18 protein-coding genes and 1 tRNA gene are annotated in these 17,379 nt (G+C 67.6%); 7 read left to right on the top strand and 12 right to left on the bottom strand.

Translation table 11 applies throughout. The features are described from left to right. Nucleotides 1-20 precede the first annotated feature (20 nt). Nucleotides 21-1,040: an alcohol dehydrogenase catalytic domain-containing protein gene (locus tag MJO54_RS05370; protein ID WP_046285177.1), complete on the bottom strand. Its 1,020-nt coding sequence runs from the start codon at nt 1,038-1,040 to the stop codon at nt 21-23. Nucleotides 1,041-1,115: 75 nt separating this feature from the next. Between MJO54_RS05370 and MJO54_RS05365 the strand changes: the two genes are divergently transcribed. Both MJO54_RS05365 and MJO54_RS05360 read left to right on the top strand, forming a co-directional pair. Further along, entirely contained in the window at nt 1,116-1,715 is a 600-nt protein-coding gene (locus MJO54_RS05365; RefSeq protein ID WP_240175741.1) for a TetR/AcrR family transcriptional regulator, read from the top strand. Nucleotides 1,716-1,879: 164 nt separating this feature from the next. Beyond that, nucleotides 1,880-2,956, top strand: coding sequence for a MinD/ParA family ATP-binding protein (locus MJO54_RS05360; protein WP_233428489.1), 1,077 nt, complete (start codon nt 1,880-1,882; stop codon nt 2,954-2,956). Between the two features lie 33 nt (nt 2,957-2,989). Here MJO54_RS05360 and MJO54_RS05355 read toward each other — a convergent pair. The 5 genes from MJO54_RS05355 to MJO54_RS05335 all read right to left on the bottom strand — a co-directional run bounded on the left by MJO54_RS05355 (nt 2,990) and on the right by MJO54_RS05335 (nt 7,304). Further along, nucleotides 2,990-3,062: transfer RNA gene (locus MJO54_RS05355), tRNA-Ala, on the bottom strand. Between the two features lie 49 nt (nt 3,063-3,111). Continuing rightward, on the bottom strand, nt 3,112-4,245 hold the full coding sequence (sepX, locus tag MJO54_RS05350) for a divisome protein SepX/GlpR (protein WP_105294770.1): 1,134 nt from the start codon (nt 4,243-4,245) through the stop codon (nt 3,112-3,114). A 146-nt stretch (nt 4,246-4,391) separates the two neighbouring features. Next, nucleotides 4,392-5,054, bottom strand: a complete 663-nt coding sequence (locus MJO54_RS05345) for a GNAT family N-acetyltransferase (RefSeq protein WP_046285138.1) — start codon at nt 5,052-5,054, stop codon at nt 4,392-4,394. Between the two features lie 10 nt (nt 5,055-5,064). Next, nucleotides 5,065-6,342: a molybdotransferase-like divisome protein Glp gene (gene glp, locus MJO54_RS05340; protein ID WP_046285139.1), complete on the bottom strand. Its 1,278-nt coding sequence runs from the start codon at nt 6,340-6,342 to the stop codon at nt 5,065-5,067. A gap of 50 nt (nt 6,343-6,392) precedes the next feature. Continuing rightward, a complete protein-coding gene (locus MJO54_RS05335; RefSeq protein ID WP_105294769.1) occupies nt 6,393-7,304 on the bottom strand; it encodes a UTP--glucose-1-phosphate uridylyltransferase in 912 nt (303 codons plus the stop codon). A 76-nt stretch (nt 7,305-7,380) separates the two neighbouring features. On the opposite strand from MJO54_RS05335, the gene MJO54_RS05330 reads away from it, so the two are divergent. The 3 genes from MJO54_RS05330 (at nt 7,381) to MJO54_RS05320 (ending at nt 9,151) form a co-directional block, all read left to right on the top strand. After that, entirely contained in the window at nt 7,381-7,977 is a 597-nt protein-coding gene (locus MJO54_RS05330; RefSeq protein ID WP_234821491.1) for a 5-formyltetrahydrofolate cyclo-ligase, read from the top strand. An 89-nt stretch (nt 7,978-8,066) separates the two neighbouring features. Next, the gene (locus MJO54_RS05325) at nt 8,067-8,435 is read left to right on the top strand and encodes an FmdB family zinc ribbon protein (RefSeq protein ID WP_240175740.1); all 369 of its coding nucleotides are present in this window, start codon (nt 8,067-8,069) and stop codon (nt 8,433-8,435) included. 65 nt (nt 8,436-8,500) lie between these two features. Continuing rightward, nucleotides 8,501-9,151 carry an SAF domain-containing protein gene (locus MJO54_RS05320; protein ID WP_046285142.1) on the top strand — a complete coding sequence of 217 codons (651 nt, stop codon included), beginning with the start codon at nt 8,501-8,503 and terminating at the stop codon, nt 9,149-9,151. Nucleotides 9,152-9,156: 5 nt separating this feature from the next. Here the strand turns inward: MJO54_RS05320 and MJO54_RS05315 are convergent, their stop codons facing one another. The 6 genes from MJO54_RS05315 to rpmF all read right to left on the bottom strand — a co-directional run bounded on the left by MJO54_RS05315 (nt 9,157) and on the right by rpmF (nt 14,285). Beyond that, on the bottom strand, nt 9,157-9,588 hold the full coding sequence (locus MJO54_RS05315) for a large conductance mechanosensitive channel protein MscL (RefSeq protein ID WP_046285143.1): 432 nt from the start codon (nt 9,586-9,588) through the stop codon (nt 9,157-9,159). 231 nt (nt 9,589-9,819) lie between these two features. Then, a complete protein-coding gene (locus MJO54_RS05310; RefSeq protein WP_046285144.1) occupies nt 9,820-10,314 on the bottom strand; it encodes a MogA/MoaB family molybdenum cofactor biosynthesis protein in 495 nt (164 codons plus the stop codon). 103 nt (nt 10,315-10,417) lie between these two features. Continuing rightward, a complete protein-coding gene (locus MJO54_RS05305; protein ID WP_240175739.1) occupies nt 10,418-11,851 on the bottom strand; it encodes a S1C family serine protease in 1,434 nt (477 codons plus the stop codon). Nucleotides 11,852-11,906: 55 nt separating this feature from the next. Then, nucleotides 11,907-13,355 carry a HAMP domain-containing sensor histidine kinase gene (locus tag MJO54_RS05300; RefSeq protein WP_046284169.1) on the bottom strand — a complete coding sequence of 483 codons (1,449 nt, stop codon included), beginning with the start codon at nt 13,353-13,355 and terminating at the stop codon, nt 11,907-11,909. After that, a complete protein-coding gene (locus tag MJO54_RS05295) occupies nt 13,355-14,047 on the bottom strand; it encodes a response regulator transcription factor (protein ID WP_024442851.1) in 693 nt (230 codons plus the stop codon). Before MJO54_RS05295 ends, MJO54_RS05300 begins: the two co-directional genes overlap by 1 nt. 64 nt (nt 14,048-14,111) lie before the next feature. Continuing rightward, nucleotides 14,112-14,285 (bottom strand): 50S ribosomal protein L32, encoded by a 174-nt coding sequence (rpmF, locus tag MJO54_RS05290; RefSeq protein WP_024442852.1) that lies wholly within the window; start codon nt 14,283-14,285, stop codon nt 14,112-14,114. Between the two features lie 179 nt (nt 14,286-14,464). On the opposite strand from rpmF, the gene MJO54_RS05285 reads away from it, so the two are divergent. Together MJO54_RS05285 and MJO54_RS05280 are read left to right on the top strand one after the other, a co-directional pair. Continuing rightward, a complete protein-coding gene (locus MJO54_RS05285; RefSeq protein ID WP_046284170.1) occupies nt 14,465-16,180 on the top strand; it encodes an acyclic terpene utilization AtuA family protein in 1,716 nt (571 codons plus the stop codon). Further along, the gene (locus MJO54_RS05280; RefSeq protein WP_046284171.1) at nt 16,177-17,325 is read left to right on the top strand and encodes an acyl-CoA dehydrogenase family protein; all 1,149 of its coding nucleotides are present in this window, start codon (nt 16,177-16,179) and stop codon (nt 17,323-17,325) included. Before MJO54_RS05285 ends, MJO54_RS05280 begins: the two co-directional genes overlap by 4 nt. Nucleotides 17,326-17,379 lie beyond the last annotated feature (54 nt).

The raw sequence follows: 17,379 nt of genomic DNA, 5'->3' as shown, positions 1-17,379 counted from the left end.
GCATCCCCGGGCCATGGAGATCAGTCGTCCAGCACGAAGATTGGCTTGCTGCCGGCCTTGGGGGATGTGAGTATGTCGGGCATCTCAGCCCAGGCGTAGGTCCCGCTGGTGACGAGTTCGGGATGCAACGTCCCCGCGGCGATCGCGTCCAGGGTAGGCGTCATGTTCGGTCGCGCGTGCCCTTTGCCGTTGTGGAAGTGGACGCCTCGCAGGTAGAGATTGAGCAACGGCAGTGCGACATCTTCGAAGTAGATGCCAACGCTGTTGACGTAGCCCTCGGGCATCACTGACAGCAGCGCTTTGCGCAAGCGCTCGGGGTCGGCAGAGGCATCCACCGCAAGGTGAAAGTCTTTCTCGCGCTTGCCGCTGATGTCGTGGACTTCGGCCCCCAGCTGCGCTGCAACTGCCATCCGGCCAGGATCGTCGTCGTAGTAGACAGTGCGCGCTCGCGCGCAGTGCACAGCGACATCGACGCAGTAAAGGCCAATCGATCGCGTACCGCCGAAGATGGCGATCTCCGGATCTTCGATCCCCGCGACGGTCGGCATGATGGTCTCCCAGCCAAGCGCGAGGTTGTCGCCGATGGACGCAAGGTGCACCGGGTCAACGCCGGCGGGCAGTGGGGCGAGGTTGAAATCGGCGTAGGGAACGCGGATCAGTTCGGAGAATGTGCCGCCCCAGAATCCGTTTACGGGGAGCCCGTATTGAGCCTCACCATGAAGCGTGCAACGTGCCGTGTGGCCGAGTCGGCATTGAGCGCAAGTCCCGCAAGCGATGTGCCAGGCGACCCCGACAACGTCTCCCACGGCGACGCTTCTACATTCGGGGCCCACTTCGACAACGGTGCCAACGCACTCGTGTCCCAGCGGAAATGGCCCAAGGCCGGAGAAGGGAGTGCGACCGGCAATGACGACATGGTCAAGGTCGCATGTTGTAGCGGCGATAGGGCGCACCAATGCGTCCGCCGCATCAACGATCTTGGGTTCATCGACTTCATCAAATCGAAGCTGACGGGGACCAACGAACATCAAACTGCGCATACCCACTCCTTATAACACTCGTTATAGATCGAGGACGTTAGACTATGACGGTCGTTATAGCAAGGGAGGTCGGCGATGCCGGAGGACTCAGCGGCGTCCCGCCAGCGGATGGTGATCGGCGCAGCCGACATGATCCGCAGGCGTGGACTCAACGCCACCAGCGTGCGCGAGCTGGCCAAGCACGCCGACGCCCCCCTGGGCTCGACCTATCACTACTTTCCGGGCGGCAAGTACGACTTGGCGTCCGAAGCGGTGCGGTGGGCCGACGACATCACCGCCCGGATGCTCACCCAAGAATTGAAGGCAGGCCCCCTGGCCGGCCTGAAAGCCTTCCTGGCCATGTGGCGAAAAGTGGTCCTCGACAGTGACTTCCACGCAGGATGTCCGGTCTTGTCGGTGTCGGTAGAAGACCTCCCCGACAAGCACGGTCGCCCTCGCGAAGCTGCCAGTGCGGCCTTTCTCAATTGGACCCGCATCCTGGGTGACTCGCTGCGCGAGCACGGCGTGAAGTCAGCAGACGCCGAACGCCTCGCGATCCTCATCGTTGCAGCCGTGGAGGGCACCGTCGCCATGTGTCGGGCTCATCGAAGCATCGAACCACTAGACCAAGTCGCCGAAGAGTTAAGCCGGCTCATTGAAGACGCTGTTGCGCTTGGGCGTACGGACGGCCACTGACCGTCGTTGCCGCCGCACCCGACAGAAGAAACCCGAACCTGGGATAGCCACTGCGACTGCCGCCGTACCGGATTAGCTGCAGAACTGTAACGGCCGGCAAACAGTTCTGTTGTGCTGACCAAGATTGGTGATAAGCGCTTGACCACCCGTGCTACTAATGCTGCGTGACCGACCTGCACCGACCGTCACCGCAGTTGCCCGATTGGGGCGCTGCCGGCACGGAACGGGGTTCGCATCGGCGTCCGAATCGAGCAGGTGCGCACCGGATCGGAAACGAGGCGGGCCGCCGTCCCCGTCGCTATTACCCGATCTCCGAAATCCTGCATATGCCGGATCTGCCCGGGCCGCGGAAAGCCGTACCGGCCTCCGGCTGGCGCCGGCTGGTTTATGCCGCCTCGTTCCACGGCATCAACGCCGGGGAATCACCGCTTGAACAGCATTTCCGTGCACTCCGCGACCAGATCGGTCAGCGGATGCACAAAAACTTGGTGATCGGCGTGGTATCCGGTAAAGGCGGCGTCGGGAAGACCACGATGACCACCTGTATCGGCGGCATATTCCGGGAATGTCGATCCGACAACGTCGTGGCGATCGACGCCACACCAGGCTTCGGGACGTTGGCCGACCGGATCGACACACGCTCACCTGACGGCTACACCGAGATCATCACCAAGATCGACGTTCGGGGTTACACCGATATCCGAGAACACCTGGGCCACAACAACATCGGTTTGGATGTGCTGTCGGGCAATCGAACGTCGGACCAGCCGCGTCCGCTCTTTCCGTCGATGCTGAACGAAGCGGTGGCCCGCCTTCGCCGCACTCACCAGGTCGTCCTGATCGACACGTCGGACAATCTGGAGCATCCGGTGATGAAGGCGGTATTCAATACCTGCGACGCGCTGATCTTTGTGTCCGGACTTACCGGCGATACCGCCCTGCCGGTCGCCCGTTCCATCGATCTGCTGCGCGCAATGGACTACGACGATCTGTTGGCGCGTTCGATGGTCATCCTCAACAACAGCCGTAACCACGCCAGTCCGAACGCGCGACGCTACCTCACCGATCTGTTCACCGAGGCCGAGATCCATGCCGAGTACATGCCGTACGACTCGCACCTTGCCCAAGGCGGCATTATCGACACGCAGAATGGGCTTCGCCCCCAGAGCCGGCTACGACTGTTCGAAATCGCGGCGATGTTGGCGGATCAACATGTGCGCAAGGCCGATCGGCTGAACTGACCGGGCGCGACGACCTGATCTTCACAAACTCTGTGGAGCTAAGGGGAATCGAACCCCTGACCTTCTCGATGCGAACGAGACGCGCTACCAACTGCGCTATAGCCCCTGACCGCTAGGAGATTACCAGCCCCTAGCCCGTGCCCTGAAACCGAGACCTATTGACCGGACGCGCGCGCCAGGTCGCCGCGCCATCCGTACCGGTCGGCACTGGATGTGTACTCCAGGTGCTCGAACACGGGGTCCTCGTCGTCGATCTCCAGCACCGCAACCCCCGGGCGGCGCAACCGTGACGGCACCACCTCGAACGCGTCGGTGTGGACGCTCTCGCGTTGCATACGCGGCCGCTCGGCGCGGCGCGCCCGGCGAGCCCGCACCTGCTGCTCGATACGGGTCTGACGGCGCAGGTAGGCCAGATAGAGCACCGTCGCGCCCGCGGCGCCGCCACAGATCCACCACGCGGTGGGCGCCACGGTGAAGGCGGTGAGCGCCGAGAGCACCAGGACGACCGCGAGCGACATCAACACCCGCTTGCGGAACTCGTACTTGCGCGCACTGACCGCCGCAGCCGTGTCGATACGGGGCCGACGACCGCGGGCCGACAGACCGGCTGCGCCCGCCCGGGTGGACTCCGCCGCAGGCTCCAGCCCGGAGCTGTCCTCGACGTATTCGTACTCGTAGCCATCGGCTTCGGTCTCGCCCTCGGCAGCGGGCTCCTCGTCGGCTTCCTCGTCGGCTTCGGCTTCCGCCTTGGCCGCCAGGGCCTCGGCCGCCATGGCGGCCTCCTCCGCAGCGCGAGCCTCCGCCTCAGCGGCGGCCTGAGCTTCGGCGTCGGCGCGCGCCTGCGCCTCAACCTCGGCCGCCAGACCCGCGTCCGACAGCGGCAGTTCGTCGGAGTCGTCGGCGACAACGTCGACGTCCAAGTAGTCGAGTTCGGCCTGCTCACCGACCTGCGGCTCCGACGCGGCGACGAACACCGCGGCCGCGGCGACGAACACCCGCGAGCCACCCTCGGCGGGTTCACCCTCGACCTCGTCGACGTCATCGATGTCGTCGACCTCGTCGATGTCGTCGACGCTGTGCTGCCAGTCGGGGTCGCTGCGGTGTCCGGTGGCCGGGCCGCCGCGCTTGAGCAGCCGGGCGCTGGACCCACTGGTCAATACCCGGGTCGCCAAGGCCACGTCGCTGGTACGACGGACCGCGTCACGCTTGCTGACCAGCATCGGCACCAGTACGAACAGCCAGAGAACGACCAGTGAGATCCAGAGCAATGATTGCGGGATGCTGGGCATGGTTGGCCTGCTCCTTTCCGAGCCAAGGCTAGGTGTGAGAGCCACACGACCTCGGACGACGCGCCGAACCAATTACACAGTTGTAATTTACTCGCTGACCTCGTCAGTCACAACTACCACACGGGTAACAGCTCGGCCGAATATCGTCAGACCCGCGCAGCCCGGCCGGACTGAATCAGCGCCGAGGTCACCGACCCGGCGACCTCCTCCATCGTCATCGCCACCAGCAGGTGGTCGCGCCACGCTCCGTCGACATCGAGGTAGCGCTGCAGCAGCCCCTCCTGACGGAAACCGACCTTGGCCAACACCGCCCGGCTGGCCGCGTTCTCCGGCCGGACGGTGGCCTCCACCCGGTGCAGCCGTACCGGCCCGAAGCAATGGTCGAGCCCGAGTGCCACCGCCCCAGTGGCCACTCCCCCGCCGGCCACCGCGCTGGACACCCAATACCCGATCCAGGCCGAGCGCAGCGCTCCGTGGGCGATGTTGCCCACCGTCAGCTGGCCGCAGAATCGGCCGTCGAGCTCGATCACGTACGGCAGCATCCGCCCATAGCGGGCCTCGGTGCGCAGACTCGAACACAGCGGCGGCCAGGAGGCGCTACCGTGCCGGGTCACCCAGTCCACCTCCACGCTGGGTTCCCACTGCTCTAGGTAGGCGCGGTCGGCCAGCCGAATCCGGCTCCACGCCACGCCATCACGCATCCGCACCGGCCGCAGCCGGATCACGCCCGCCGGCACCCGCAGGGGCCCAAGCACACTCGGCCAGCCGGGATGCTCGACGGCTTTGAACGGCCACAGATTGACCAACATGGACTCGGGCTCAGCCCCGCTGAGCCAGGAACGCGACGTCCACCAACTCGCCGGCCGCGATCTGCTCGACCTCCTCGGGAACCACCACCAGACAGTTGGCCTCGGCCAACGTGGCCAACAGATGTGACGCGGTGCCGCCAGAGGCCCCGAGCACCTGCACCAGATACTCGCCGGTGTCCTCGTCACGCATCAGCTGGCCGCGCAAGAACCCCTTGCGGCCGGGCATCGAAGCGATCGGCCCGAGGGTGCGGGCCTGCACCATCCGGCGCATCGGCTCACGCTTGCCCAGCGACAGCCGGATCAGCGGGCGGATCATCACCTCGAACACCACCAGCGCGCTCACCGGGTTGGTGGGCAACAGGAACGTCGGCACCCCTTCGGGGCCAAGCTGGCCGAATCCCTGCACCGAACCGGGGTGCATCGCGATCCGGGCGACCTCCATGTCGCCGAGATCGGCCAGCACCGCGCGCACCTCATCGGCCGCGGCACCCCCGACGCCGCCGGCGATCACCACCACCTCGGCACGATTGAGTTGTCCCTCGACCGTCTCGCGCAGCTTCTTGGGGTCATTGCTGACGATGCCGACCCGGTTGACCTCCGCGCCCGCGTCGCGACCGGCCGCGGCCAGCGCGTAGGAGTCCACGTCGTAGACCTGCCCATTGCCGGGTGTGCGATTGACGTCGACCAGTTCGCCGCCCACCGCCATGACCGACAGGCGGGGGCGCGGGTGGACCAGCACGCGATCGCGGCCGACGGCGGCCAGCAGCCCCACCTGGGCCGCCCCGACCACCGTGCCGGCGCGCACCGCGACATCGCCGGGCTGCACGTCGTCGCCGACCCGGCGCACATAGTCGCCCGGGCGCACGCCCCGCAGCACCCGCACACGGGAGGTCCCACCGTCGGTCCAGCGCAGCGGAAGCACCGCGTCGGCCAGGGTGGGCATGGGCGCCCCGGTCTGGATCCGGGTGGCCAGCTTGGGTTGCAGCCGGGTGGGAGTGCGCGCGCCCGCTTCGATGACGCCCAGTACCGGCAAAGTGACCACGGTGTTGGAGGCATCATCGCGCCCGGCGCCATCGGAGCTGTCGCCGATCGCGTCGGCGCCCAGGACGTCGACACTGCGCACCGCGTAACCGTCGATGGCAGCCTGATCGAATGCCGGCATCGGCCGCTCGGCGACCACTTCTTCAGCGCACATCAAGCCCTGCGCCTCGGCGATCGCCACCCGGACCGGGCGGGGCGCCACGGCGGCAGCCGAAACCCGGGCCTGCTGCTCCTCAACCGAACGCACGGTGTGCCTTTCTCCGTTGCAGCCGAGGTCCAATTCGGGCAGACGTCAGCTCAGTTCTCCGCCAAGCCCAGCCGCGCCACCAACCACCGGCGCAGATCCGGACCGTAGTCATCGCGGTCCAAGGCAAAGTCAACCGCAGCTTTGAGGTAGCCGCCCGGATTTCCCAGGTCGTGTCGCGACCCCCGGTGCACAACGACGTGTACGGGATGGCCTTCGGCGATCATCAGCGCGATCGCGTCGGTGAGCTGCACCTCGCCGCCTGCTCCGCGGTCGATTCGCCGCAACGCGTCGAACACGGCCCGGTCCAGCACGTAGCGGCCCGCCGCGGCATACGTCGACGGTGCGTCTTGGGTCTTGGGCTTCTCGACCATCCCCTTGACCCGCATCACGTCCGGGTTGTCACCATCGGGCAGCGGCTCGACGTCGAAGACGCCGTAGGCGCTGACCTCCTCCGGGCTGACCTCGATCGCGCACAGCACGGTGCCGCCCCGGCGAGCACGCACCTTTGACATGGTCTCCAGCACTCCGGTGGGCAGCACCAGGTCGTCGGGCAGCAGGACCGCGACGGCATCTTCGTCGTCGGACAAGGTGGGCTCGACGCAGCTGATGGCGTGCCCCAAGCCCAGCGGCTCGGCCTGCACCACCGACTCGACCTTGATCAACTGCGGGGCGCGGCGCACCTTGGCCAGCATCGCCTTCTTGCCGCGAGCCTCGAGCGTGCCTTCGAGCACCAAGTCTTCGACGAAGTGCGCGACCACGCCGTCCTTGCCCTCGGAGGTGATGATCACCAACCGCTCGGCACCGGCTTCGGCCGCCTCGGCGGCGACGAGCTCGATGCCCGGGGTGTCAACGACCGGCAGCAGCTCTTTGGGCACGGTCTTGGTCGCGGGCAGAAAACGGGTGCCCAAACCTGCCGCGGGCACAATGGCGGTGCGCGGAATCGGGACCTTCGGCGTGGGCATTGCTCACACGATAACCGCAATCCGCTTCACCTCTTCGGCTGGCGGTGGGCGAGCCGTTGCTGACAGTCTGGTTGCCGTGACCGACGACGCGGTGGTGGCCGCCAAGTCCGCGTTGCGGGCGCGGCTGCTCGCCGACCGACGCGCGGTACCCCCCGATGTGCACGATGCCGAGGCCGCAGCGCTGGCCGAGCACCTGGCGCGAGCCGCGGGCGACGCCACCACGGTCTGCGCTTATGTGCCGGTGGGCAGCGAGCCGGGCTCGACCGCGATGCTCACTGGCCTGGCCCGTCGCGGCGCGCGCGTCCTGTTGCCGGTGGTGCGCACCGAGCACGACGGCACCCCGATGGCGCTGCTGTGGGGCGAGTACCGGCCCGAAAGCCTCACCACCGCCCGGTTCGGCCTGCTCGAACCACCGCAACCGTGGCTGACCGCCGACGCGCTGGCCGAGGCGGACCTGATCGTGGTGCCGGCCGTGGCCGTCGACCGCAGGGGCGCGCGGCTGGGGCGCGGCGCCGGTTTCTACGACCGCTCGCTGCAGTGGCGCAGGCCGCAGATTCCGCTGGTAGCGGTGGTTCGCGATGCCGAGCTTCTCGACGAGCTGCCCGCGGAGGCCCACGACGTGCCGATGACGCATGCTGTGACGCCCGGGCTCGGTCTGGTGGCACTGGGCTGAGTGGCCCTGGAATGAGGAAGGCCACATAGTGGTTCTAGCACTTAGCACGGTAGAGTGCTAAGCCGATTGTTCGATCCACGGAGGTTCACGTGCCCACCTACAGCTACGCCTGCACCGAGTGCAGCAACCGCTTCGACGTGGTCCAGGCCTTCACCGACGATGCGCTGACCACTTGCGAGGACTGCAACGGCCGACTGCGCAAGATCTTCGGCAAGGTCGGCGTGGTCTTCAAGGGCAGTGGTTTTTACCGCAACGACAGCCGCGAAGCGGGCAAGTCTGGGAAGTCAACGTCCAACGGTTCCAGCAATGGCAGCAGCTCTGCCAGCTCTTCGACGTCGGGTGACTCGGGCAGCAGCTCGGGCGACAGCGGCACCAAATCGGCCGACAGCGGCACTAAGTCCAGCGACAGCGCCAAGTCCAGCACCACGTCGTCGGCACCGGCGACCACCTCGGCGTAGTTCGTTATCCACAGCCCGGCCCCGGGCCGACGAACCGCGGCGCGCCGGCCGCTTAGCGTGACGCCATGGGCGACTCGCTCAACCCCACACTGATCAGCCGGATCTCACTGGCACTGCGCCCGGACTGGACTCGCACCGTACGGGCGCGGCGCGTGACCGCGGGAGCCCTCGTCGTGTTGGCCGGCGTCACGGCGCTGCGCTCCAACCCGCAAGGCGACCGGCTCGACGTCGTGGTGGCAAGTCGCGACATCGCGCCCGGCTCAACGCTGACTCTCGACGATGTTTCCCTCGAAAGCCGTTCGGCTCAAACAGTTCCCGACGGCGCTACCACTGATATGGCCGCGGTGCTGCAGTCCACGCTGGCGGCTCCGGCCCGCCGCGGCGAGATACTCACCGATGTCCGTGTGCTGGGCCGCCGGCTCACCGAGGCCGCCGCCGGACCCGACGCCCGCATCGTGGGCGTGCATCCGGCCGATGCCGCACTGATCGATCTGGTGCGCCCCGGCGACGTGGTCGACGTCGTGACGGCAGCCACCGAGGACGTCGCCGGCCCGCCGGGTGCCGCCCGGGTGCTGGCCAGCGGCGGGATCGTGGTGCTGGTGTCCGACAAGCACAATCACGACGACCGGGTGGTCCTGGTGGCGTTGCCGGCCACCGCTGCGGTGGCGGTGGCCGGCGCCACGCTCGGTCAGGCCGTCACCCTGACCCTGCGCTGAAACCGCTATGCGGCGGTGGCGGGCTGCACGCTGGCGCAGAACTTGCACTTGTTGGCGTCGGCGGCGATTTCGGACTTGCACTCCGGGCAGGTCTTGGTCGGTGCCGGGTCGCCGAACACGGTGTTCCCGCGGCGCTTCTGGATGTGCTTGTAGGGCAACACGATCAGGAAGTAGATCGTGGCCATGAACACGATGAAGTAGATGATCGCGGAGATGAATGCGCCGAGGTCGATGAACGTCGCCTCGTTGCCTTCGGCTCCCAATTGGTAACCCAGCCCCAGCCCGGACGTGTCGGGCTGCGCGGCCGAGACCAGCGGGTTGATCACGCTGTCGGTGAAGGCCTTGACCAGGTTGGAAAACGCCAGCGCCACCACCAGACCGATGGCCACCGTGATGACGTCATCGCGCATCAGGAAATTCTTGAACCCCTTGAGCACCGCAAATCCCCTTCCGTACGGATGCACTGCGAAGCGGCGCCACGCCGCCTACGGCGAACCGTAATAGCCGCTGTGGAGTCCGTACGGGGGATTTCGCGAAGTCGAACCTCAACCGTGATGCGGCGGGATGTTGTCCCGCAACCAGCGCTCGCGTTCTTCGGCCTCGCGAGCGTCGTCGGGATCGCGTTCGTCCGACGACGACTGGTGCTCTTCGAGTCCGGGCATGGTCGCCTAGATCTCCAGACTGGACAGTTGGCCGATGATCGCCGCGGCCAGCGGGTTCAGTGTCGCCATCCCGTCGCGGACCGCCGCCCGGGACCCGGCCAGGTTGACCACCAGGGTGCTGCCCGAGACGCCGGCCAGGCCACGCGACAGCCCCGCGTCGGCGATGCCGGCCGACAGCCCCGAGGCCCGCAGCGCCTCGGCGATGCCGAGGATCTCGCGGTCCAGCAGCTCGCGGGTGGCTTCGGGGGTGACGTCGCGCGGGGTGACCCCAGTCCCGCCCACCGATACAACCAGGTCGACCCCGCCGATCACCGCCGTGTTCAGCGCGTTGCGGATCTCCACCTCGTCGGCGGCGACGGCGACGACACCGTCGACCATGAATCCGCCTTCGGCCAACAATTCGGTGACCAACGGGCCACTGTGGTCCTCATCGCCGTGGGCGGTGCGGTCGTCAACAACGACGACGAGGGCGCGGCCGGCGAGTTCTCGGGACTGCTCCATGGGTGCAACCGTATATCGCGGGTTCCCGGCGGTTCAGCGAGGCTCGACGAAGGAGAGGCGAAGTTGGGACCGCCGCATGTACTCCGTCGGAGTCACCAACCCGTCACTGCTGCGCTTTACCGAGCGTGACCTGCGCGGTCTTGGATGCCCCGCCCGCGTCCAGGTAGGTCAGCGTCACTTGGTCGCCGGGCGCTTTGGAGCGCACCGCGGCCACTAGCGCGTCAGCGCTGCCGATGGGGCGCTTGTCGAAAGCCGTCACGGTCGCGCCCTCGGGCAGACCGGCCTTGGCGGCCGCCTCCCCGGGCACCACCTCGACCACCTTGGCGCCGTGCAGGCTGCGCTCGCTGGTGACGCGCACCCCCAGCGAGGCGTGCGACGCGGTGTGGTCCGGGGAGTTGATGAGTTCGTCGGCGATCCGCTTGGCCTGATCCACCGGGATCGCGAAGCCGAGGCCGATCGAACCGCTCTGCGCTTCGGCGGAATCGCCGCCCATGGTGGCGATCGCGGAGTTGATCCCGACCAGGTCGCCGTTCATGTTGACCAGCGCACCGCCCGAGTTGCCGGGGTTGATGGCGGCATCGGTCTGGATCGCGTCGAGCACCGTGTTCTGGTTGCCGGCTTCGCCGCTGGTGGAGACGGGCCGGTTGAGGGCACTGACGATCCCGGTCGTCACGGTGCCTTCCAGGCCAAGCGGCGACCCGACCGCAACCACGTTCTGACCCACCCGCAGGTCCGCTGAGGAGCCGATCGTGATCGGGGTCAGGTCCGAGACGCCCTGCACGCGCACCACGGCGATGTCGCTGGCCGGGTCCGTGCCCACCACGGTGAACGGCGCGGTGCGGCCATCGGCGAAGGTCACCGTGGTCCTCGGCGCGCCCTTGGGAGCTCCGTCAGGCTTGCCGCCCGGGTCAAGCTTGGTGCTCGGGTCGGGTTTGGCGGCAGCGGCGGCCACCACGTGGTTGTTGGTCAAGATCAGCCCGTCGGCCGACAGGATGATGCCCGAGCCCTCCTCGGACTGACGGCCCAGGTCCGTCTCCAGCATGACGACGCTGGGGACCACCTTCGCCGCGACCTTCTCCACCGAGCCGTCCGGCAGATTCACCGCGGCCGGCACACCCGGTGCCTGAATGCTCGGCAGGTGGCTTCCGGTGGCGGCCGGCTTGTGATCGGAGTGCAGTGCCGAACCGACCACACCGCCCATCACGCCGGACATCGCCGCGATCGCCACCGCCCCCAGCACCAAACCCGTCCGGGAACGTTTCGGCTGTGCCCCACCCGGACCACCCGGACCACTCGGACCACCCGGACCGCTCGGCACGCCGGGACGGCCGTAGGAGGCGTCGTAGGCGGAGCGATAGGCGGACTGCTGCTGCCCCTGGTGCGGGGCGTAACGCCAGTCGTAGGGCGGCGGGTACGAACCCTGGGCGGGCCGGCCCGGATAACCGGACTGTCCGCGTTGGTCCCCCGCCGCTGCACCGGCCGGGTTGGACCGTTCCGGTTGTTGAGGCGGCGGGAGGTACCCGGGGTAATTCGTCATGTTTGTTGCCTACTCCTAGGGACACGACTGCGGCGACGTTGCCTCACCACCATGCCTACGTGGACTGAGAACCGCCTGTGACTGCTCCGACAGGCATTTCCGCCGATGTCGGACCGCCGGGCAGCACCATCCGGAACGATGTTCCGGGCGGGTGCCCGCCGGGGATGGTCTCCCCGATGGTGATCGCCCCGCCGTGTTTGAGCACCACCTGTTTGACGATCGCCAGGCCCAGCCCGGACCCGGGCATGGCACGCGCGGAGTCCGACCGGTAGAAGCGCTCGAAGACCAATTCCCGTTGGTTCTCCGGGATTCCCGGCCCCTCGTCCGACACGACCATCTCCATGTGCGTCGGGTCGAGCTGCCGCATCCGCAAGCCCACGACCCCACCCGACGGGCTCCACTTGGCCGCGTTGTCGAGCAGGTTGAGCACCGCACGGGACAGACCCGCGGCGTCGCCGTAGACGTGCCAGGGAACGACCTGGATATCGAATTCGATGTCGTTGCGGCGCCGCCGGACCCGCTCCATGCTGCGGTCGACGACCTCGGTGATGTCGACCTGCTCGTAGGCGACCTCACGTTGGTCGTCGCGGGTGAGGTCTACCAAATCGCCTACCAGAGTGGACAATTCCTCGATCTGACCGATTGCGTCGGCACGCAGCTCGGCCATCTCCTCCTCCGGCAACTGCGGGGCGCCCGGAGCCGCGGACGCCATCAGCAGCTCGACGTTGGTGCGCAGCGATGTCAACGGGGTCTTGAGCTCATGTCCGGCGTCGGCGACGAGTCGCGCCTGCCGCTCCCGCGACTCGGCCAGGGCCCGCAACATGGCGTTGAACGCCTCGGTGAGGCGAGCCAATTCGTCGCTGCCGTAGACCGGGATCGGTCTCAAGTCATCGGTGCGCGCCACGCGTTCGGCCGCTTCGGTCAGGCGGCCCACCGGTCTGAGCCCGGTTCTGGTGACCATGCCGCCGGCCACCGCGGCCACCACGACACCCACCCCGCCGACGACCAGCAGCACCCACCGCAGCTTCATCGTCACCGCCCGGGTGGGTGCCAAGCTTTTGGAGATCAGCAGCGTGCTGCCATTGGGCAGGTGCACGGCCAGCACCCGCTGGCCCGATGCGGTGCGGCGCGACAGGAACAGCTCGCCGCGGATGACGGCCTTCTCCTGTTGTCCGACCGGCAGCCGCTGACCGGGCTGATTGGCCGTGTAGATCGACCGGCCCGGGTTGACCAGCATGGCGTTGACGTCGGAGTAGGCGGTGCCCTCGATCGCCTTGCGGGGATCGGCAGCCAGTGAACCACTGGCGATCAGCATCTCCGCGCGACTCTGCAACTGATTGTCGATGTCGTTGTAGAGCGCAGCCGAGATCACGGCGTAGACGGCCACCGCCATCAACACCACCACCAATGCCACCATCGACATCGCCAGCAGCATCACCCGCCAGCGCAGCGACAGGGAGGTCTTCTTCGCCTCTTCACCCTGTCGACGGCGGAAGGATTGCATCAGGGAGGAGTCTCGCGCAGCACGTAACCCACCCCGCGCACGGTGTAGATCAGCCGCGGCTCACCTTCGGCCTCAGTCTTGCGTCGCAGGTACCCGATGTAGACCTCCAGCGCGTTGCCCGAGGTGGGGAAGTCGAAGCCCCACACCTCCTCGAGGATCCGGCTGCGGGTCAGCACCCGACGCGGGTTGGCGATCAACATCTCCAACAGGGCGAACTCGGTGCGAGTCAGGCTGATCTGCCGGTCGCCGCGGGTGACCTCGCGGGTCACCGGGTCCAGCGTCAGGTCCTCGAACGACATCGCGACCGATTCAGACAGGTCCTCGGCGGTGGTGCGGCGCAGCAGCGCCCGCATCCGCGCCAACAGTTCCTCCAGCGCAAACGGCTTCGGCAGGTAGTCGTCGGCACCGGCATCGAGGCCGGCGACCCGCTCGGACACCGAGTCTCGGGCCGTCAGGACCAAGATCGGCAGGTCGTCACCGGTGCTACGCAGCTGGCGACAGACTTCCAGTCCGTCGAGCCGCGGCATCATGACGTCCAGGATCATCGCGTCCGGACGGTCGCTGGTGATCGCCTCGAGCGCCTCGACGCCGTCAGTGGCCAGCGAGACCGAGTAACCATTGAACGACAGAGACCTGCGCAACGACTCGCGCACAGCGCGATCGTCATCAACAACCAGTACCCGGGTAGCCATGGGTGCTATCCAATCATCCGAAAGGCGATCTGGAGGGTCAGGAGCCGGTCGTGTCGGTGCCTATTTAACGGCGATCGAGGTCAATGAGGCCCAAGCGCGCGGCTTTGAGGAGGCGACGCGGCACCTTGTGCGCGCGGCCAGCGACCGTCACGTTGACCAGGCCGGTTGCCTCAGCCTTCCACTGCGCGCGGCGACTACGAGTGTTCGCACGCGACATCCTGCGTTTCGGCACGGCCATGGTCGAGCCTCTCCTGTTGTTGGCATAGTGCCGCTTCGATACCAGCGGCGGGACTATCCGAAAGGATAGCCGGTGACCAGCGTCGGCTCCAAAATAGCTCCGATCGGTGACGATGCGCCTTGACGCGGCACCGGCGGTACCGGCTAACCTACCGGTTGGTTGAGGGATGGGATTTGGGGATGACAGCAGCCGTTCGAATCGGTAACTGCTCGGGGTTCTACGGCGATCGCCACGCCGCCATGCACGAGATGCTCACCGGTGGCGAGCTGGACTATCTCACCGGCGACTACCTGGCCGAGCTGACCATGCTGATCCTGGGCCGCGACCGGATGAAGAACCCGGAGCGCGGTTACGCCAAGACCTTCTTGACCCAGCTCGAGCAGTGCCTCGGACTGGCCCTCGACCAGGGCGTTCGCATCGTGGCCAACGCCGGCGGCCTCAATCCGGCCGGCCTGGCCGACGCGGTGCGCGAGCTGGCGCAGCGCCTGGGCGTTCCGGCCCGCGTCGCCCACGTCGAGGGTGATGACCTGCTCCCCCGCGCCGCCGAGCTCGGTTTGGGCAGTCCGCTGACAGCGAACGCGTACCTGGGAGCCTGGGGCATCGCCGAGTGTCTGACCGGTGGCGCCGACGTGGTGATCACCGGCCGCGTCACCGACGCGTCGGTGATCGTGGGACCCGCCGCCGCGCACTTCGGCTGGAGCCGCACGGACTACGACCGACTCGCCGGTGCCGTGGTCGCCGGCCACGTCATCGAGTGCGGCATCCAGGCCAGCGGCGGCAATTACTCCTTCTTTACCGAGATCCCCACCGAGCAGATGCTGCACCCCGGATTCCCGCTCGCCGAGATCCACGACGACGGCTCATCGGTGATCACCAAGCACGCCGGCACCGGCGGACTGGTCAGTGTCGACACCGTGACCGCGCAACTGCTCTACGAGGTCACCGGCGCCCGCTACGCCAACCCCGACGTCACCGCCCGGATGGACAGCATCGAACTGTCGGCCGACGGCCCGGACCGGGTGCGGATCTCCGGCGTGACCGGCGAGGCGCCCCCACCTACCTACAAGGTGTCGCTGAACAGCATCGGCGGCTTCCGCAACTCCACCACTTTCGTGCTGACCGGCCTGGACATCGAGGCCAAGGCCGCGCTGCTGCGCACCCAGCTCGAGGCGGCCATGACCGTCCGGCCGGCCGAACTGGAGTGGACGTTGTCGCGCACCGACCACCCCGACGCCGACACCGAGGAAACCGCCAGCGCGCTGCTGCACTGTGTGGTGCGCGACCCGGACCCGGCCAACGTGGGCCGCAAGTTCTCCGCGGCCGGCATCGAGCTCGCGCTGGCCAGCTATCCCGGGTTCTGCGTCACCGCCCCGCCCGGTGACGGCCAGGTCTACGGGGTCTTCACCCCCGGCTATGTCGATGCCACGCAGGTGCCGCACGTCGCCGTGCACGCCGACGGCACCCGGGTGGACATCTCCGCCGCCACCGAGACGCTCGAGCTGGCGGCCGCCGCCGAGCCCGATCTTCCCGATCCGTTGCCGGCGGGCCCGACCCGGCGCGCGCCCTTGGGGCTGATCGCCGGCGCCCGCAGCGGCGACAAGGGCGGTTCGGCCAACGTCGGGCTCTGGGTACGCACCGACGCGCAGTGGCGCTGGCTGGCGCACACGTTGACCGTGGAAAAGCTGCGCGACCTGCTGCCGGAGACCGCCGAGTTGCCGGTCACCCGGCACCTGTTGCCGAAGTTGCGCGCGCTGAACTTCGTCGTCGAGGGCATTCTCGGGCAGGGCGTGGCCTACCAGGCTCGGTTCGATCCGCAGGCCAAGGGGCTGGGCGAATGGCTGCGCAGCCGTCACCTCGAGATACCCGAGCAGCTGCTGTCAGAAGGGGAACTGTGAGTATCTGGAATACCGCCGAGCGCCAGGCTCTGCGTAAGACCGTGCGTGGATTCGTCGAGCGCGAGATTCTGCCGCACGTCGACGAGTGGGAACGCTCCGGCGAACTGCCGCGCGACCTGCACCGCAAGGCTGCCGAGGTCGGCTTGTTGGGTGCGGGTTTCCCCGAGGAGGTCGGCGGCAGTGGCGGCGACGGCGCCGACGCGGTGATCGTCTGCGAGGAGATGCACCAGGCCGGGGCACCGGGCGGGGTGTTCGCCTCCCTGTTCACCTGCGGTATCGCGGTGCCACACATGATCGCCTCGGGCGATGCGCGGCTGATCGAGGAGTTCGTCCGCCCCACGCTGGCCGGCGAGAAGATCGGTTCGCTGGCCATCACCGAGCCCGGCGGCGGCTCGGATGTCGGGCACCTGCGCACCACGGCACGCCTGGACGGCGACCACTACGTGGTCAACGGCTCCAAGACCTTCATCACCTCCGCCGTGCGCGCCGACTACGTCGTCACCGCGGTGCGCACTGGTGGGCCGGGAGCGGCCGGGGTGTCGCTGCTGGTGGTCGAGAAGGGCACGCCGGGGTTTGAGGTGAGTCGCAAGCTGGAGAAGATGGGCTGGCGATCCTCGGACACCGCCGAGCTGTCCTATGTCGACGCCCGGGTTCCGATCGCCAATCTGGTCGGTGTCGAGAACACCGGCTTCGCCCAGATCGCCGCGGCGTTCGTCTCCGAGCGGGTCGGGCTGGCCGCGCAGGCCTATGCCAGCGCGCAGCGCTGCCTGGACCTGACTCTGGCGTGGTGTCGGGACCGCGAGACGTTCGGCCGGCCACTGATCTCGCGGCAGGCGGTGCAGAACACGCTGGCCGAGATGGCCCGCCGCATCGATGTGGCGCGGGTCTACACCCGCCACGTCGTCGAGCGGCAGCTGGCCGGTGAAGCCTTCCTCATCCCGGAGGTGTGTTTCGCCAAGAACACCGCGGTGGAGGCCGGAGAGTGGGTGGCCAACCAGGCGGTGCAGCTGTTCGGGGGCATGGGTTATATGGCCGAGTCCGAGGTGGAGCGTCAGTATCGGGACATGCGCATCATCGGTATCGGCGGTGGAACCACCGAGATCCTGACCTCATTGGCCGCCAAGACGCTGGGATACCAATCATGATTACTCCCCCTCCTCCTCATCACTCCGCAAGCTCCGCTCTGCATCGTCGGGGGT

This window comes from Mycolicibacter virginiensis (assembly GCF_022374935.2).
Lineage (GTDB): Bacteria > Actinomycetota > Actinomycetes > Mycobacteriales > Mycobacteriaceae > Mycobacterium > Mycobacterium virginiense.
The sequence above is the reverse complement of the archived record's forward strand: the minus strand, read 5'-3'. Positions and strand labels throughout refer to the sequence as shown.

Coding starts and splice junctions, on each gene's coding strand:
- MJO54_RS05345 (WP_046285138.1), bottom strand. CDS start 5,054: ATGTTGGTCAATCTGTGGCCGTTCAAAGCCGTCGAGCATCCCGGCTGG.
- MJO54_RS05295 (WP_024442851.1), bottom strand. CDS start 14,047: ATGGCTACCCGGGTACTGGTTGTTGATGACGATCGCGCTGTGCGCGAG.
- MJO54_RS05365 (WP_240175741.1), top strand. CDS start 1,116: ATGCCGGAGGACTCAGCGGCGTCCCGCCAGCGGATGGTGATCGGCGCA.
- MJO54_RS05370 (WP_046285177.1), bottom strand. CDS start 1,040: ATGCGCAGTTTGATGTTCGTTGGTCCCCGTCAGCTTCGATTTGATGAA.
- rpmF (WP_024442852.1), bottom strand. CDS start 14,285: ATGGCCGTGCCGAAACGCAGGATGTCGCGTGCGAACACTCGTAGTCGC.
- MJO54_RS05300 (WP_046284169.1), bottom strand. CDS start 13,355: ATGCAATCCTTCCGCCGTCGACAGGGTGAAGAGGCGAAGAAGACCTCC.
- MJO54_RS05285 (WP_046284170.1), top strand. CDS start 14,465: ATGACAGCAGCCGTTCGAATCGGTAACTGCTCGGGGTTCTACGGCGAT.
- sepX (WP_105294770.1), bottom strand. CDS start 4,245: ATGCCCAGCATCCCGCAATCATTGCTCTGGATCTCACTGGTCGTTCTC.
- MJO54_RS05310 (WP_046285144.1), bottom strand. CDS start 10,314: ATGGAGCAGTCCCGAGAACTCGCCGGCCGCGCCCTCGTCGTCGTTGTT.
- MJO54_RS05305 (WP_240175739.1), bottom strand. CDS start 11,851: ATGACGAATTACCCCGGGTACCTCCCGCCGCCTCAACAACCGGAACGG.
- MJO54_RS05335 (WP_105294769.1), bottom strand. CDS start 7,304: ATGCCCACGCCGAAGGTCCCGATTCCGCGCACCGCCATTGTGCCCGCG.
- MJO54_RS05320 (WP_046285142.1), top strand. CDS start 8,501: ATGGGCGACTCGCTCAACCCCACACTGATCAGCCGGATCTCACTGGCA.